The 17,216-nt window shown below is 34.0% G+C and carries 15 protein-coding genes; 11 read left to right on the top strand and 4 right to left on the bottom strand.

The window, feature by feature from the left end; all coding sequences use genetic code 11:
- Nucleotide 1 precedes the first annotated feature (1 nt).
- From ACNQGH_RS15680 to ACNQGH_RS15655, 6 genes are all read left to right on the top strand, one after another.
- The gene (locus ACNQGH_RS15680; RefSeq protein WP_417956962.1) at nucleotides 2-1,153 is read left to right on the top strand and encodes a formimidoylglutamase; all 1,152 of its coding nucleotides are present in this window, start codon (nucleotides 2-4) and stop codon (nucleotides 1,151-1,153) included.
- 274 nt (nucleotides 1,154-1,427) lie between these two features.
- A complete protein-coding gene (porK, locus tag ACNQGH_RS15675; RefSeq protein ID WP_417956961.1) occupies nucleotides 1,428-2,834 on the top strand; it encodes a T9SS ring complex lipoprotein PorK/GldK in 1,407 nt (468 codons plus the stop codon).
- A gap of 53 nt (nucleotides 2,835-2,887) precedes the next feature.
- On the top strand, nucleotides 2,888-3,538 hold the full coding sequence (gene porL, locus ACNQGH_RS15670) for a type IX secretion system motor protein PorL/GldL (RefSeq protein WP_417956960.1): 651 nt from the start codon (nucleotides 2,888-2,890) through the stop codon (nucleotides 3,536-3,538).
- 45 nt (nucleotides 3,539-3,583) lie between these two features.
- Entirely contained in the window at nucleotides 3,584-5,131 is a 1,548-nt protein-coding gene (gene porM, locus ACNQGH_RS15665) for a type IX secretion system motor protein PorM/GldM (protein WP_417956959.1), read from the top strand.
- Nucleotides 5,132-5,179: 48 nt separating this feature from the next.
- The gene (gene porN / locus ACNQGH_RS15660; protein WP_417956974.1) at nucleotides 5,180-6,070 is read left to right on the top strand and encodes a type IX secretion system ring subunit PorN/GldN; all 891 of its coding nucleotides are present in this window, start codon (nucleotides 5,180-5,182) and stop codon (nucleotides 6,068-6,070) included.
- Between the two features lie 101 nt (nucleotides 6,071-6,171).
- Complete coding sequence (locus ACNQGH_RS15655) at nucleotides 6,172-7,224, top strand: NAD(P)/FAD-dependent oxidoreductase (protein WP_417956958.1); 1,053 nt, start codon at nucleotides 6,172-6,174, stop codon at nucleotides 7,222-7,224.
- Nucleotides 7,225-7,226: 2 nt separating this feature from the next.
- On the opposite strand, the gene ACNQGH_RS15650 is transcribed toward ACNQGH_RS15655, so the two are convergent.
- Nucleotides 7,227-7,610 carry a DUF983 domain-containing protein gene (locus tag ACNQGH_RS15650; RefSeq protein WP_417956957.1) on the bottom strand — a complete coding sequence of 128 codons (384 nt, stop codon included), beginning with the start codon at nucleotides 7,608-7,610 and terminating at the stop codon, nucleotides 7,227-7,229.
- Between the two features lie 73 nt (nucleotides 7,611-7,683).
- Here ACNQGH_RS15650 and ACNQGH_RS15645 point away from each other — a divergent pair, with 73 nt between their 5' ends.
- Nucleotides 7,684-9,591, top strand: a complete 1,908-nt coding sequence (locus ACNQGH_RS15645) for an ABC-F family ATP-binding cassette domain-containing protein (protein WP_417956956.1) — start codon at nucleotides 7,684-7,686, stop codon at nucleotides 9,589-9,591.
- A 42-nt stretch (nucleotides 9,592-9,633) separates the two neighbouring features.
- Here the strand turns inward: ACNQGH_RS15645 and ACNQGH_RS15640 are convergent, their stop codons facing one another.
- Nucleotides 9,634-10,602 (bottom strand): App1 family protein, encoded by a 969-nt coding sequence (locus tag ACNQGH_RS15640; RefSeq protein ID WP_417956955.1) that lies wholly within the window; start codon nucleotides 10,600-10,602, stop codon nucleotides 9,634-9,636.
- Between the two features lie 64 nt (nucleotides 10,603-10,666).
- Between ACNQGH_RS15640 and ACNQGH_RS15635 the strand changes: the two genes are divergently transcribed.
- Nucleotides 10,667-11,563, top strand: coding sequence for a diacylglycerol/lipid kinase family protein (locus ACNQGH_RS15635; protein ID WP_417956954.1), 897 nt, complete (start codon nucleotides 10,667-10,669; stop codon nucleotides 11,561-11,563).
- On the opposite strand, the gene ACNQGH_RS15630 is transcribed toward ACNQGH_RS15635, so the two are convergent.
- Nucleotides 11,556-12,704: an 8-amino-7-oxononanoate synthase gene (locus tag ACNQGH_RS15630; RefSeq protein ID WP_417956953.1), complete on the bottom strand. Its 1,149-nt coding sequence runs from the start codon at nucleotides 12,702-12,704 to the stop codon at nucleotides 11,556-11,558. The genes ACNQGH_RS15635 and ACNQGH_RS15630 overlap by 8 nt on opposite strands.
- A 96-nt stretch (nucleotides 12,705-12,800) precedes the next feature.
- Here ACNQGH_RS15630 and ACNQGH_RS15625 point away from each other — a divergent pair, with 96 nt between their 5' ends.
- On the top strand, nucleotides 12,801-13,079 hold the full coding sequence (locus tag ACNQGH_RS15625; RefSeq protein WP_417956952.1) for a 4a-hydroxytetrahydrobiopterin dehydratase: 279 nt from the start codon (nucleotides 12,801-12,803) through the stop codon (nucleotides 13,077-13,079).
- Nucleotides 13,080-13,130: 51 nt separating this feature from the next.
- Here the strand turns inward: ACNQGH_RS15625 and ACNQGH_RS15620 are convergent, their stop codons facing one another.
- Nucleotides 13,131-13,613: a DUF1761 domain-containing protein gene (locus tag ACNQGH_RS15620; protein WP_417956950.1), complete on the bottom strand. Its 483-nt coding sequence runs from the start codon at nucleotides 13,611-13,613 to the stop codon at nucleotides 13,131-13,133.
- 184 nt (nucleotides 13,614-13,797) lie between these two features.
- On the opposite strand from ACNQGH_RS15620, the gene ACNQGH_RS15615 reads away from it, so the two are divergent.
- The gene (locus ACNQGH_RS15615) at nucleotides 13,798-14,652 is read left to right on the top strand and encodes a leucine-rich repeat domain-containing protein (RefSeq protein WP_417956949.1); all 855 of its coding nucleotides are present in this window, start codon (nucleotides 13,798-13,800) and stop codon (nucleotides 14,650-14,652) included.
- Between the two features lie 1,052 nt (nucleotides 14,653-15,704).
- Nucleotides 15,705-17,207, top strand: a complete 1,503-nt coding sequence (locus tag ACNQGH_RS15610) for a serine hydrolase (protein WP_417956948.1) — start codon at nucleotides 15,705-15,707, stop codon at nucleotides 17,205-17,207.
- The last annotated feature ends 9 nt before the right edge of the window (nucleotides 17,208-17,216 follow it).

Below are 17,216 nucleotides of genomic sequence, written 5' to 3'. Positions count from 1 at the left end.
AATGGAATTTGATTTTCTAAAGCCCATAGATGATGAAATCCTTAGTTATATCAATGGATTAACTTCTCAGCAATTGGGAAGTAAAATAGTATTGCATACCGAACAACAGTTTCCTGATTTAAATCAGATTAAAATTGCTGTAATAGGCGTTTTAGATAATCGGGGCGATAAAAAAGCGGTTGCTGATGTTGATTTGATTCCACTAAGAAAAGAGTTGTACGGTTTGTTTCCTGGAAACTGGGATGCTTCAATTGCAGATTTAGGAGATATCCTTGCCGGGAATTCGGTTGCGGATACTTATTTTGCAGTAAAAAAAGTGGTCGCAAGTCTCATTAAGAAAAAAATCACTCCGATAGTTATTGGAGGTTCTCAGGATTTGACCTATGCACTTTATAGAGCCTACGATGATTTGGAACAAATGGTCAATTTGGTTTCCATTGACAATAAATTTGATTTTGGTAAAGATGAAGAGGAGGTTTCCGCTTCTTCCTATTTGACAAAAATAATTGTAGACGAACCTAATAATCTTTTTAATTATTGTAATATTGGGTATCAGACGTATTTCAATTCGCAGGAAGAAATCGATTTGATTGAAAAATTATTTTTTGACGCCTACCGATTGGGAGAGATTTCTAATGCTATTGCGCTTTCTGAACCTGTTTTTAGAGATGCTGATTTAGTCAGTATTGATTTGAATTCGATTAAGTCATCGGATTCAGGGAATTTTATTTCGTTTGCACCGAATGGTTTTAATGGAAAGGAAATTTGTTCGTTGTCCAGGTACGCGGGAATAAGTGATAAAGTGTCTTCTTTTGGAATATTTAATCACAATAGTTCGGTACAGGAATCAGTCGTTATAGCGCAGATTATATGGTATTTTATAGAAGGGTTCCATTATCGTTCCAATGAATATCCTTTCGGAAGCAAGGAAAACTATTTGAAATATATCGTTCCACTGGAAGAAGAGGAGCTTGTTTTTTATAAAAGCGACAAAACGGACCGCTGGTGGATAGAAATACCATTTATTTCAAACGGTAATAATAAATTAAAAAGAAATACGTTATTACCATGTTCGTACGATGAATATTTATTGGCATGCAATCAAGAATTACCTGAAAGATGGTGGAAAGCGCAAAGGAAAAACATTTTATGATTACTGTTTTTTTTTAATTTATCTAAATCTGTAAAATTGCCTTAATACTTACTGCAATTTTATGCGTGTTATATTACAAAATTCATAAAAAACTCTCTTTTCATGTATTGCATCGATTTTTTTTGACACTTTATCGGTAAAATATTTTTTTTGTATTTTATTTAACTTTATTTTTGGCCTTGAATTAATTTAGCAATGAAAAATATTGTTTTATTAATAAATAATAAATAGGTTTACGCAATTTTAAGACAAAGAATAGATAATCCAAACTTATATGAAGAATTTCATTGTATTTACGGCAATTTTGACACTGTTAATTGGCTGTGGTAAATCAAGCGACAAAGGCGAGTTGGTTGGTATGAATGGAGGAAAATGGCATCCGGAGAAACCGTATGGGATGGCTTTAGTTCCAGGTGGTGCTTTTATCATGGGAAAATCAGATGATGATTTAGCCGATGTTCAGGACGCTCCTACAAAGACAGTAACCGTTCGCTCTTTTTATATGGACGAAACTGAAATTACCAATAGTGAATACCGTCAATTTGTAGAATGGGTAAAAGATTCTACAATGAGAGTTCGATTGGCTATTCTTGCCGATGAAAGCGGACAAAAAGCGGGAGCTACAACCGGTAAAGGTAAAAATGCCGGAAGTATCGCTGATTTTGCTTTTAATGACTCAGATCCTGAAAAGATGACTGCCTATGACAAATATATGTATGACAATTATTATAGTGTCGGTACAGCTGATGATCCTTATGCAGGAAGGAAACTTAATAAAAAAGTAAAATTGATCAAGGATACTAAATTGTATCCGGATGAATATTATACGGAAGTGATGGATTCTATGTATTTACCAATAGAAGCATCTTATAATGGATTACGTACAATAGATGTTAATAAATTAAAATTCCGTTATTCCTGGATGGATATCCAGGCTGCTGCAAAAGCTAAGGTCGGGAAAAGAAAAGATTTCATTAAAACGGAAGAAGTGAATGTGTATCCTGACACAACGGTTTGGATTAAAGATTTTGCCTATTCGTATAATGAACCAATGCACAATGATTATTTTTGGCACAAAGCCTATGGAGATTATCCGGTTGTAGGTGTGAAATGGACACAGGCAAAAGCTTTTTGTGCCTGGAGAACGTTGAATAAAAATACGTATATAAAATCTAAAAAGAAAGGTCACGACCTGATCAATTCTTTTAGATTACCTACTGAAGCAGAATGGGAATATTCCGCCAGAGGAGGTTTAGAATCTGCAACATATCCTTGGGGTGGACCTTATACTAAAAATGACAGGGGCTGCTTTCTGGCTAATTTCAAACCGAACAGGGGAGATTACGCAGCAGATCAGGCATTGTATACTGTAGAAGCAAAATCCTATGAGCCAAATGGTTATAATTTGTATAACATGGCAGGAAATGTTTCGGAATGGACGGACTCATCCTATGACCCAAACGCCTATGAATATGTTTCTTCAATGAATCCAAATGTTCTTGATGCTTCCAACAAACGTAAAGTGGTTCGTGGAGGTTCCTGGAAAGATGTTGCTTATTTCCTACAGGTAAGCACAAGGGATTATGAATATGCTGATTCGGCCAGAAGCTATATAGGTTTTAGAACCGTTCAGGATTACATGGGAATTCAAACGACCGGAAAAAACAAAAGAGGTAAATAAATAATAAAAAAAGAATCCAAATCTTTAAATAAATAACTCAAAAAAAAACTATTATGGCATTACTTAGCAAAAAAACAATGAATTTCGCGTACGGAATGGGAGCGGCAGTTGTAATCATTGGAGCATTGTTCAAAATTACGCACCTTGAATTTGGTTTTATAACTGGAAATTTAATGCTAACCATTGGACTTGTTGTGGAAGCTGGAATTTTTGCTCTTTCGGCATTTGAGCCAGTTGATGATGATTTGGACTGGACTTTGGTTTATCCGGAATTGGCTAATGGTAAAGCAGCAGGAGTAAAAAAACCAAAAGTTGAAACTCCATCTGATGCTCAGGGATTGTTATCTCAGAAATTGGACGCCATGTTAAAAGATGCGAAAATCGATGGTGAACTGATGGCAAGTTTAGGAACCAGCATTAAAAATTTCGAATCAGCTGCGAAAGGTATTGCTCCAACTGTAGATTCAATTGCTTCGACAAAAAAATACAGTGAAGAGTTAACTTTGGCTGCAGCCCAAATGGAATCTTTGAATAGTTTATATAAAATACAATTGCAAAGCGCTTCAAGAAATGCACAAATTAATGAAGAAGTTGCTGAAAATAACTTAAAATTAAAAGACCAAATGCAGTCTTTGACTTCTAATTTGTCATCACTTAACAGTGTATACGGAGGAATGCTTTCTGCAATGAACAATAAAGGATAATTAGTTTCAAACGATATAAAAATAACAAACTAATTAGTAGAAAATATGGCAGGAGGAAAACTAACCCCTAGACAGAAGATGATAAACCTAATGTACTTGGTTTTTATCGCAATGTTAGCATTAAATATGTCCAAAGAAGTGTTGTCAGCTTTTGGGATCTTAAATAATAAAATCGTAGAGTCGAACTCTATAACTGACACCAGAAATCAATCTTCATTTGAGCAATTATCGCAAAAAGCGGTGGATCAGCCAGGACAATTTGGTGATAAAAAAGCAAAGGTTGAAAAAATCAGAGCCTTGTCTAAAGATTTTAACGATTATTTGGAGAATATTAAAACAGTTGTTACTACAAAGTTTGTAAGAGATAAAGAAGGAAATTTGCCTTACGAGCAAATGGACAAAGGGGATCTGATTGACAGAAAATTCTTTACCGGTGATAGAGTTTCTAAGGAAGGACAAGAATTTTTAGATAAGATTAATAATTTTTCAACTCAGATCAAACAAATTGGAGGAAGTTCAATTGCTGATTCTGAAATGAGAAAAATCGAAGCCAGATTTGCGACTAAGCCAATTTATTCTGAAAAAGCGGGTGCAAAATTACCTTGGATTGATTATAATTATAAAGGATTTCCACTGATTGCCACAATTACAAAATTGTCTCAATTACAGGCGGATATTAAAACAACAGAAAGTGATGTAATGACTGGAATGTTTCAGTCCGATTTAGTTGCTGCTGCCTCTCTTACTGCTTATCAACCGATAGTGGTTCTTGAAAAATCAGTTTTCTTTCAGGGGGAAGCGGTTAAAGGGAAAATTATTCTTGGAAAATTTGATCCTTCATTAAAAGCTAAATCTGTAATAGTAAATGGCTCAAGTGTTGCGGCACAAGCAGGTCAGGCTAATTTTTCTTTTGGTGCAGGTAGCATAGGGGAACACCCAATTGGAGGTTCTTTCAATTTCGATGAAAATGGTAAAGTAGTTAGTTTACCTATTAAAGATAAGTACGTAGTTGTTGCCAGACCAAAATCGGCTACAATTTCTGCTGATAAAATGAATGTTGTTTACAGAGGTGTTGTGAATCCTATGACCATCTCTTTTGCTGGTGTGTCGGCCGATAAAGTTACTGCATCTGCTCCAGGACTTAGTTCTGCAGGCGGAGGCAAATACAATATGAGCCCGGGAGCAGGAACAGAGACTGTAATCAATGTAACGGGAACGCTTCCTGACGGTTCTAAAGTTTCGGATAGAAAAACCTTTAGAATAAAAGGTATTCCTGGACCAACGGGAACTATTAGAGGAGAAATGGGTGTGGTAAAAGGACCTAAATCAAATTTGCAAATTGCTACAATTGGAGCTAAATTAGTGGATTTTGATTTTGAAGTTGGTTTGAATGTAGTTGGATTTAATTTGAAAGTAACAGGTCAGCCTACGGTTGTTGTTCAGGGAAATAAATTGAATGCACAATGTAATGCGGTTCTTTCTAAAGCGGTTAGAGGTGATCAGGTTACCATTTCTGAAATTAAAACAAAACTTGTGGGTGCCGGTAGTTATTTATTACCAAGAACATCTCCGGTAATTTTTGAAATACAATAATAAGTAGTTGTATAAACCACTACTGTATTAACTTATAATGAAATCATGATGAATCTAAGAAATTTTTTAATCGCTATTTTCTCCGCCACATGCAGCTTCTCAGCTGTAGCACAGTCTAATTTGCTTAATGCCAAAACGCCAGACCAAATAGGACTTAAAACTGCGGCACAGCTCATTTCTGATAATGATAAACCGTTGGTTTATGGTTATGTGCATGATAGAGACGTTTTGATGGGTAAAACAACTTGGGAAATAATCGATTTAAGCGAAAAGATTAATTTTTCATTATATTTTCCTATTGATACTGCCAATATTGGTTCAGACAGAAGATCTTTATATGATGTTTTGACAAAGGCAATGAGAAATGGTAAAATAACAGAAGTGTATACGGATAGTTATTTTAATACTAAAAAACCGATGAAAGACATTCAGGCTTCATTGACTCGTATTGATACAACTGACGCAGGAAGAGAGCAAATAAATGCAGGAGCTCAAATATCTCCTGAGTATATTTTGAAATCAGATCTTACGGCACAGGATGTTACTCAATATAAAATTAAAGGATACTGGTATTTTGACAAGCGTCAAAGTGAATTGAAGTATCGTTTGCTTGGAATTTGTCCTGTTACGCCTGACGTTTTCACCATGAACAGTGACGAAAAAGATTACATTGAGTTATTTTGGATCTTTTTCCCTGCTGCAAGAGACGTATTACATGAAGCCAAAGCATTCAATGATAAAAATTCAGCGATGCCGGTTTCTTTTGATCAGATTCTTAATTCAAGAAAATTCAACAGTGTCATTTACAAAGAAGAAAACGTTTATGGAGACCGATCAATTGCGGAGTATATGAAAGATAATGCTCAGAATCAATTGTTAGAGTCCGAACGAGTGAAAGAAAAAATTCGTAATTTCGAACAGGATATGTGGAATTATTAATTTCCATTTTACAATAAAAATAAAAACTCTTGCTGTAACGGTAAGAGTTTTTTTGTTTTAATGTGCGTACTTTGTATTTATTTTAAAAGGGATTACTTCAGATGATTGATTATTTAATAGTAGGTTCTGGTTTGGCAGGTATTTCATTTGCAGAGTTTGCTTTGCGTAGTGAGAAAACGATTGTGGTGTTGGATAATAATTCGCAAAATTCTTCTAAGATTGCCGGCGGTTTGTATAATCCCGTTATTCTAAAACGCTTTAGCGAAGTATGGCAGGCACAAGAGCAATTAGTATTGATGAACGAATTTTATGCTTTTTTGGAAGAAAAACTACATTGCAAAATAGATTTTAAAAGACCCATTTTAAGAAAGTTTTTCTCAATAGAAGAACAGAATAATTGGTTTGCCGCTTCCGACAAAGCAGCGCTGGCTCCTTTTTTATCCACACAGTTGATTGCTAAAAAATATTCAGGGATTGATTCTCCTTACGGATATGGCGAAGTGCTACATACAGGCTATGTTGACACGGCCTTGTTATTGGATAAATACAGGGACTATCTGAAGGAAAATAAGCTGTTTAGGGAAGAATCATTTGATTATGTTGGGTTGCAGATAGAAAGTGACAGTGTTCGTTATAAAGACATTCAAGCCAGGCATATCATTTTTGCCGAAGGTTTTGGTATGTATGCCAATCCCTATTTCCGGCATTTGCCTTTAGACGGAACAAAAGGGGAACTTTTTATTATAAAAGCACCTCAGCTGGATTTAGATGTAATCGTAAATACGAGTGTTTTTATTTTGCCGCTTGGGAACGATTTATTCAAAGTGGGTGCAACGTATAATTGGAAAGACAAAACGGATTTACCCACAGCAGAGGGTAAGAGAGAATTAGTGGAAAGAATTAAGGAAATTATTACCTGTGATTTTGAAATTGTAGAGCATTTTGCAGGCGTTCGGCCAACTGTAAAGGACAGAAGACCTCTGGTAGGAACACTTCAAAATTATAAATCAATACATATTCTCAATGGTTTGGGTACCAGAGGAGTGATGTTGGGGCCAGCAATGGCAAAAGCATTATTTGATAACATAGAATATCAAATCCCTTTAAATAAGGAAATTGACATCAGCCGATTTCTGCCTAAAGGCAAGCACTAATATTATTTTTGTTTGGTTGGTGGATCATAGGAAACAAACATATTGATATAGATGTTTCTGGACAAACGTAAAACAAAAGGGAAGGAAAGAATCAGGGAGGCAATTATTGCAATAAAGGCAACTTTTAGGCTGGAACCAAAAATCACAAAAGAGATGATAAAGGCAGCTATTCCAATCGCCACATTCAATCCGTAACTGACATACATGGCACCATAAAAGAACGAAGGTTCGATTTGATATTTTAAACCACAATGACTACAATTGTCATGCATTTTTAAAATTTTGCTGAAATGTAGTGGATTTTTATCCAAATACATACTCTCATTCTGACATTTAGGACAAGTTCCTGTTAAAATGCTATATAATTTGGATCCTTTTTTTAACATTTGCAAAAAAATTAATTTTTCCTTTTTTAGAGTTGCAAATTTACACATTCAAAAAGGAATAAAATAACAATACATGCTTAATATACACAATTTATCCGTTTCGTTTGGCGGTACTTATTTATTTGAAGAAGTTACCTTTCGATTGGGTGCTGGAGACCGTGTGGGTCTTGTCGGGAAAAATGGGGCCGGAAAATCGACCATGCTTAAAATGTTGGCAAAAGATTTTGCTCCTGATTCGGGTGTTATTTCTCAGGAGAAAGATCTTCGAATGGGATTCTTGCGTCAGGATATCGATTTTGAACAAGGAAGAACGGTTCTGGAAGAAGCCTATGAAGCTTTTACAGAAATTAAAATTGTGGAGAAAAAGCTCGAAGAAATTAATCACCTGCTGGTTACCCGTACCGATTATGAAAGTGATGAATACGGACAAATTATAGAAGACCTATCGGATTATACCCATCGTTTTGAATTATTAGGAGGGTACAATTACGTTGGCGATACCGAGAAAATTCTTCTTGGGTTAGGTTTTAAAAGAGAGGTGTTTGACAATCAAACCGAAACTTTTTCCGGTGGATGGAGAATGCGTATCGAGCTGGCCAAATTATTATTACAGGCGAACGATGTTTTGTTGCTGGATGAGCCTACGAATCACCTGGATATCGAAAGTATCATTTGGTTAGAAAGTTTTCTTCGTAATTATCCTGGCGTTGTGGTGATTGTTTCACACGATAAAATGTTTTTGGATAATGTGACCAACAGAACGATCGAAATTTCTCTTGGAAAAGCATATGATTTCAATAAGCCTTATTCGCAATATTTAGAATTGCGTCACGAAATTCGTGAAAAACAGTTGGCAACACAAAAAAATCAAGCCAAAAAAATTGAAGAAACGGAGAGATTAATTGAGAAATTTCGAGCCAAAGCCTCTAAAGCTTCGATGGCACAATCGTTAATAAAAAAATTAGATAAAGTAGAACGTATTGAAGTTGATGAAGATGACAACTCGGTGATGAATATTTCTTTTCCAGTTTCTAAAGAGCCGGGACGCGTAGTTATCGAAGCCGAAAATGTAACGAAAAGCTACGGTGATAAGACGATTTTGAAGGATATCAATCTGTTAGTGGAACGAGGGAGCAAAATTGCATTCGTTGGACAAAACGGACAGGGAAAATCGACTTTCATTAAAGCCATTGTCGACGAATTTGAATACAAGGGGAATATCAAGTTAGGTCATAATGTACAATTGGGTTATTTTGCTCAAAATCAGGCAGAATATCTGGATGGTGAAATCACCTTGCTGCAAACGATGGAAGATGCTGCAGCAGACACCAACCGAATGAAAGTACGCGATATGCTGGGTTCTTTCCTGTTTCGTGGTGACGATGTTGATAAAAAAGTAAAAGTCCTTTCTGGAGGCGAAAGAAACCGTTTGGCGTTATGTAAATTGTTGTTGCAGCCGATAAATGTTTTGCTGATGGATGAGCCTACAAATCACCTGGATATCAAATCAAAAAATGTTTTAAAAGCGGCCCTTCAAAAATTTGGCGGTACTTTATTGCTGGTTTCCCACGATAGGGATTTTTTGCAGGGAATGTCAAATTTGGTATATGAATTTAAAGACCAGAAAATAAAAGAATATTTAGGAGACATTAATTATTTCCTGGAGCAACGCAATATGGAAAATATGCGTGAAGTGGAGAAAAAAGATGCCCAAAAAGCAGCGGCACCTAAAGAAAGCAACAAAGCTTCTTACGAAGACCAAAAGAAAGGAAAGGGCTTGCAAAATAAATTAAGCAAAGTGGAGAGTCAAATCAAGCAATTGGAAAAAGACATTCAAAACGATGACAAAATGCTCGCTTCCAACTATGATAAACATATTGAAGATGCTAAATTTTTCACGGCCTACAACAAGAAGAAAGCCGAATTGGATAAACTGCTGTCAGATTGGGAAGCCGTTCAGGAAGAAATAGATAATTTATAATAAAGAAAGAGAGAGTTCCTAAATTTTAGGAGCTCTTCTTTTTTAGGCAATAATCCCAATGCTTTTGGAGTGTGAAATGGCTTCACTGCTATTTTTAAAATAACAGACAGAAACTTTCAAGGTTTCTAAATTTTTCAAAACAGCTGTTACTTTTTCTTTTTTAGCGTCACCGGTCTGTCTGATATAAACTGCTTTTACGGTAACCGGGAAAATTTTACAAATTGCTTCGTACAAAAAGGCATCATGTTGTGAATCGTCGCCCAGGAGAACGTATTCTAAATTGGGGTAGAATTCCAGTATATGTTTTATCTTGTCAAACTTATGATTGTGATTGCCTCTGCCGGTCAGAAAAAAATCGGTCAGACTCGTTTTAATGTCCTTTAACAGTAAAACAGCTTTTGGCAGCTGATGGATTTCGGTGAATTTTATAATAAAACGGTACAAATTCCACTCGCTGCTCGAAACATAGAAAAAAGCATTGAACTCTTCTTTGTTTTCTCTTCCGGCCGTACTTAATGCCTGATAGTGCGTGACAACGTCTTCATAAATTCTTCTTTTGTTTATATTTTTGAATAACAAAACATATAATTTCTTTAAAGGATTCAACGTATGCGATACTAAGAAGGTATCGTCAATATCGGATATAATGCCTAAATTACCTTTGTGGGGGCGAATGTAGCTGTCTATGATGGTTATCGTTTCATTATTGTAAACAATGCTTACCTGATAGTCAATCCAGCCATAACGGGTATACTGGTCTAATGGCACGCAAAATTTAAAATAACCGTCCTTCAGTGTTTTGGTATGGATCTTAACTTTATTATGCTCTAAATACACATCAGCATTTGCCTGTGTTTTAATTCGGAACATACCAATGACCGAAGTGGCGTTTTTGATATTTTTTTTCTGAAAATCATAATCTTTGGCTGTAGTCGGTCTAAAAACATGACCCATAACTATTAATTCCTGTTCATTAGCATAGCCACGGTATAATTTTAAAATAGGCTTCATTTATTTAGTACTTTTGAGTTGAATTATAAGTTGTACGTTTTTCACCAATAAAAGTAGGTAAATTTTGAGAAAGAATATCATAATGGTTGTTAATCCTATTTCCGGAAATATTGATAAAGCAGAACTTATTGCGGCAGTAACGCTTTTTGTCGAAAAAGAAAACCTGAATCTTGTCATTTACACCACTTCGGGAGTTGCTGATATTGTCAATATAAAAGCGCTTTACAATACCTACAAGCCGGAACGAATTATTGTAGCCGGAGGTGACGGAACAATAAAGATGGTAGCCGAGGCAATGGAAAGGCATGATGTGATTCTTGGAATTTTACCGGCTGGTTCTGCCAATGGCTTAGCTGTAGATTTGAATTTGCCCTCAACAGTAGAAGAGAATTTAGAAATTGCTTTTCATAATAATTTTATGGAAATCGATATGATTTCCATCAATGGAAAAAAAAGCATTCATCTAAGTGATTTGGGTATTAATGCCGAAATGATTAAGAACTATGAAAAAAGCAGTATTCGTGGCAAATGGGGCTATTTTTTACAGACTTTCAGCACTTTAATTGATTTAGATGATCCTTTCACTGCTACGATTACCGGGGATTTTGAAACCATAGAATGTACGGCAAGAATGATTGTCATCGCTAATTCTAAAAAATATGGCACAGGAGTTTCCATTAATCCGAATGGATTGATGGACGACGGGAAGTTTGAATTGGTTATTTTGAAAAACCTGGATTTAGTGGTGCTTGGCAAAATAATCACTGGAAATATGCCAATAGATTCCGAAGATGTTGAGATAATTTCAACCGATAAAGCAATAATAACGACAAATGTACCGGTTAATTTTCAAATTGATGGGGAATATTTTGGGACAGAAACAAAGCTGAATATCGAAATTTTACCCAAACAAATGAAAGTTGCAATACCTAATCCAAATCCAATTGCTGAAATTATTTAAATGGATTTCGTTCCTGCCAAATCGTCTCGGGTTCTAAATATTTAAAAATTTTAGGCATATGGGAGTTAATTATGGGATTGCTATGTTCTATAAAACCATACATTTTTACAGGTTTTGCTCCTACAGAACTTTTAATTTCCAGAGCGGTCCTTGCAAAGACGATTTCCTTAAAACCTTTATTGATGGAATAGGCAATCATGTCGTATAACATATTCAAATACAGCATTTTTTCGCGTTGAATGCTTTCATCATATCCTAGGAAATAAGTGTCCATCACTTCGCCATTTTTTATTAAAGTATTGAAACCAATTAGTTTTTCATCAATGAAATAGCCATAAAAAAGGAATTTATCGCTGAAGATTTCTTTAAAAATTCTAAAATGATTTTTCGGAAGGAAAAAAGTATTGAAAGGAGCATTTTTAGCTACATGAATATACAGATCATAAATAGTATCTTCATAGGCAATGATGTCTTCCAGATGCATTTTCCTTTTTTTAACCGCATCAGCCTTTTTTTGGGCTCTTTTATACTGGTCTCTGTATTTTTTTGAAAGAGAATCAATGTAATCTTGCTCTGATTTCCAATTTTTATCGATGGTAAAAACCATATTGGGTTGCGTTGAAAACTGATAATCATTTTTGAATTCCGGTATGGCAAAGCTTTTAATTTCTGCTGCGTCAAAATCTTTAAAGGAGGTAATATGAATCTTTTTGCCTTTAGATTCAAACATTTTTTTCAATGCCGCTGCAGCCAATTTTAATGTTTGTAACCCTTCCTTTTTATCGATAGTATTGGAAAAAACAAAAGAATTTTGTCCGGTCAGCATGTTGTTGCCAATAAGTAATACATGGGAACAAAAATTTCGGAAAGTAAAATTACGTACAGCGGTTTTGACGCATTTGTCACGTTCTCCAAAAGATTCCAATAGATTTAGATCTAAAAACTGAGAGACTGCAATGCCAACTAAACTGTCATTTTTAAATATTCCGATAAAATGACAAATCATATTGTCCGGAGCTGCCTTTTCTAATACTTTCAGATAATTTTTAGATAAAAAAACAGTTGAAATAGCTAAATCATTCCAGTCTTTTGGAAGTTGAGCGGCGGAATTATAAATTTTAAAAGAATAAGAAGGATCCAAATTGAATTTTAATTTTCAACAAAATTAGTTAATTAAGTTAAAGTATTGTGCTATGATTCTAATTTAGCTAACTTTATATGAATAAAAAAGAAAATTATGGAAACGTACACAGAGCAAACCGTTCAATCCCAATTAGCAGCGCTAAAGGACTGGCAATTCATTAATAACGGAATCGAGAAAAAGTTTAAATTTTCAGACTTTACCCAGGCATTAGGTTTTATAGTGCAAGTAGGAGTGATGGCTGAGAAAAGAAATCATCATCCGGAATTATTTAATGTGTATAATAAAGTGACGATCCGGCTGACGACTCACGATGCTGCAGGAGTTACGGACAAGGATATAGAATTGGCCAATGCTATTGAAAAAATACAATAAAAAAATCTCGTCTCTTAGAAAAGACGAGATTTTTTACTATCAATTTATTTTTTAAACCCAGCCACAAATAATCCCACCCATAATCATAAAGCAAACGATCCAGAAACCACCGGTTACCAGGGTGTATTTGAAACTTCTTCTTTCGTACAAGGCGTTGGTTCCAATTACAGGCAGAATAATAAACAAGCCTGCTATAAAACCATGTAAGGCACCATGTTTAAAAGTTCTGTAGGTTTTTCCATAAGCATTCATGTAATTTTGAAGAATTGAAGGGTCTACATTTGGAATGTTAAGTGCTGCCGAGTAAGCGCCCATTTGATGAATAACTATTGTTTGTAAGACCAGCGTAATTAAAAAGGCGTAAAGCAGTGACATACCGAATATTAAAAGCATGTTCCCTCCTTTCGTTTTTTCTTCAGTCATTCCTGATTCTTTCATCCAGATTGTCCCAAAAACTTTTGGATGATACCAAACAAATCCTACTACAAGTGTTGACGCTGCAGCAACTAAAAGTGCCAAATAGTTCATTTCCATAAAACTGATTTTTTTAAAGGTTAGTAAAACAAATTTAGCAAATTATTGTTTAACAAAATTTTATATTTTTTGTAAGATATAACGCTATAAAAAGGATTAAATAATGTACTTCATCGATTTTATTTGCAGATTGCTCATATTGTATGTAGATTTATGTGTATTATTAGTAAAAAGGTTGTAAGTCATGAAAAATATAACTACTCTATTTTTAACTGTTTTGTTTTCTGTTTCCATGTTGGCTAATGTGTCTCTGTCAGAGAAAGATGCGCTTGTAAAATTGTATCAGGCAACAAATGGAAGTCAATGGACTGTAAAATGGGATTTATCATCACCGGTTGCTACTTGGTATGGTGTTAAATTGCAAGGTGAAAAAGTGGTTTCAATAAATTTGGCCAATAATAATTTAAAAGGCGAAATTCCAGATGATATTGTCAACTTAGTTGGTCTTCAAGAATTGGATTTGCATAAAAATCATATTTCGGGTTCAATTCCTTCTTTTATTGGAAATTTAAAAGAATTAAAAGTATTAAACCTGTCCTTCAATAAATTATCAGGTGCAATTCCTTCCTCGGTTTGTACAATGAGTAATTTAAAAGACCTGGAGTTATACATGAACATGCTTTCAGGTGAATTGCCTGCACAAATTGGAGCTTTAAAACAATTAGAAGTGCTTTCATTATATAATAATGAAATAACAGGACAAATTCCGACTTCACTTTATGATATGAAAACCATAAAAGTTTTATTGCTGAGCAGTAATAAACTTACTGGAGCATTAAGCCGTGATGTGGTAAATATGACTGCTCTTGAAAATCTTAGTTTGTTTGATAATAAAATGATCGGTCAAGTACCATTTGAATTGGAAAAATTGAATAACCTTAAAGAAATGAATATTTCTTATAATATGTTTAATGGATTGGTATCTAAAAATTTAGCCGTTTTGGATACGTTAAATATGACAATGATAAATGATAAAGGAGTGGCTGTTTTGTTAGATGTAACTACTAATAAAAATACAGCTATCGTTTCTGAAGATTAGTTTTTTAAATTAAGTAAGAGTGTAAAAAACTCTTTAGAAAATGAGGTTTAGTTTTTTTTTGAATAAGTTAATTTAATAAGTTTAGTTAGAAAAACCTGTGTGGCTTGTTGCTTCACAGGTTTTTTTTTGTTCCATAGTATATCGAGGAGCCGATTCAGAGAAATGTATATTGGGTTAATAGCAGTTCGGGGGCAAATGAAATCTCATTTTCTTTTAGAGAATCGAATTTTATCGACAGTGTCGAGAAAATGTTTTCGCTGATCATAGTTGCCTTCGAATTTTATTAACACTGTCGATAAAATCTGCGAATAGGTACTGTATAAGTATCTAAATCGGTATAATTGAGGAACCGAAATCCCTTTAATATATTTCGATCTTTAAGCAATTTATTTGACATTCTTCCCGATTTTCCTATACTCCCAGAGATTTTGCGCAGGGAAAATCCCAATTCTTTCATTCTAATGATTTCTTGTATCATAATTTATCTTGGTATTTTTATTCTTTATATACTGTGATTTAGTTATCACAAAATACGGGTAAAAACATCACATAAGAATGGTCCACTTTGGATCGGAATCTGTGGCACCCGTTTTTTTCTCGAGATTTTGATTTCATTTTTGGGTTAATTGTCGTGCCACTGGCACGACAATCTGTTTAACGTATTTGGCTACTTCGTTTTGTAAAATATTTTGGTTACTGCGAGTCCCAATATTGGATTAGAATATCTTATCCCCTTTTTATTTGTCATATAAAATGGAGATACTTACAGAGCCTTTACAAATCATTTCTTGCTGTATTTAAATAGGTTAGCATTATAAAGTAGATACATATTGAAGTGCCAAAAGTTAATAAATAAAAATTCAGTTTTAAAATTTATAAGATAATTATTATATATTTGATTGAATATAAAGTCAAATTACCCTTCGTAAATCTGCCCTGATTTAGGTATATACACGAAGGTTTGTTTCGTATTTATGTAGGTTAGCTCTCAGTTTGGCGGAATCGAAAAAAAATTAAAAAAACGAAATACTAACTATTCAGGATAAAAAAATATGAAAAAATTAAATTTAATTATTGTACTATTTTTCTCTTTAAGCAGTTTTTCGCAAGATGTAAATGATAAAATAAAATTGTTTGAAAACAATTTAAATCATTGGGATAAATCAAAAAGTAAAAAATGGTCTTTAAAAGAAAGAATGGCTTTCTATGAAGTTAACGCAGTAAGTATTGCAGTAATAAAGGATTACAAGGTAGAATGGGTGAAAGCCTATGGATATGCTGATGTTTCCGAAAAGAAATTAGCAACTACTCAAACACTTTTTCAAGCAGCCTCGATAAGTAAGTCCATCAATAGTCTTGGTGTTTTAAAACTAGTTGAAGAAGGAAAATTAAGTTTAGATACCGATATAAATGATTATTTAAAAGAATGGAAGTTTCCATACGATTCAATTTCAAAAGGGAAGAAAATTTCACTTGCAAAATTATTAAGTCATCAGGCTGGTCTTTCAACCTCTGGTTTTGCAGGTTATAAAAGGGGAAAGGATATACCAACAACAATAGAAATTCTTGATGGATTAAAACCAGCCAATTCACAGGCTGTGCGTTCTATATTTGCGCCAGATTTAAAATTTCAATATTCGGGAGGTGGAATTACGATTTCTCAATTAATTCTTGAAAACGTAACAGGCGAAAAATATGAAGATTATATGATGAAGAATATTTTAACCCCATTGGAAATGAACAATAGTTCATACAATCAACCTCCTGATAAAGGAAGAGAAAATATACTTGCAACAGCATATAACGCCTATAGCAAAGAAGTAAAAGGAAAGTTTCACATTTATCCTGAAAAAGCAGCAGCTGGATTATGGACCAATCCAACAGATTTGGCGAAATATATAATTGAGACTCAATTGTCCTTATTAGGAAAATCGAATAAAATATTATCTAAGGAAATGTCTATTAATAGGCTCGATAATAAACTTGGGGTTTTTACTATGGATTTTGAAGGCGTAAAATATTTTACTCATAGTGGCGGTAACGAAGGTTTTAGATGCAATTACATTGGTAGTTTTGAAAATGGAGACGGAATTGTAATTATGACAAACGATGGTTCAGGAAGAATAATACACGACATAACTTGTAGTATTGCAAGTATGAATAATTGGAAAAACTTCCCCCTTGAATTAAGAAAAGAGTCAATTTCTTTAGCCATTAGAAAAGAATGCTTAAAAAACATTAAACAAGGAATACAATATTATAAAAAACTTAAAAAGGATAATTACAACGAATATAATTTTTCTGATGAAAGCGAATTAAATTCATTGGCTTATGATTTTTTAGGAAATGATAAAATAGCATCAGCATTTGAAATTTTTAATCTTAATGTAAATGAATTTCCAAACTCAAGTAATGTTTACGACAGTCGTGGTGAATCCTATTTTCATAAAAAAGATTATTTATTATCAAAAAAAGATTATTTAAAATCATTAGAATTAGATCCTACAAATCAAAATGCAAAAGAAATGCTTTTAAAGATTGAAAAATTAATGTAAAATAAAATC

Source organism: Flavobacterium kochi (assembly GCF_048286715.1).
Lineage (GTDB): Bacteria > Bacteroidota > Bacteroidia > Flavobacteriales > Flavobacteriaceae > Flavobacterium.
The sequence above is the reverse complement of the archived record's forward strand: the minus strand, read 5'-3'. Positions and strand labels throughout refer to the sequence as shown.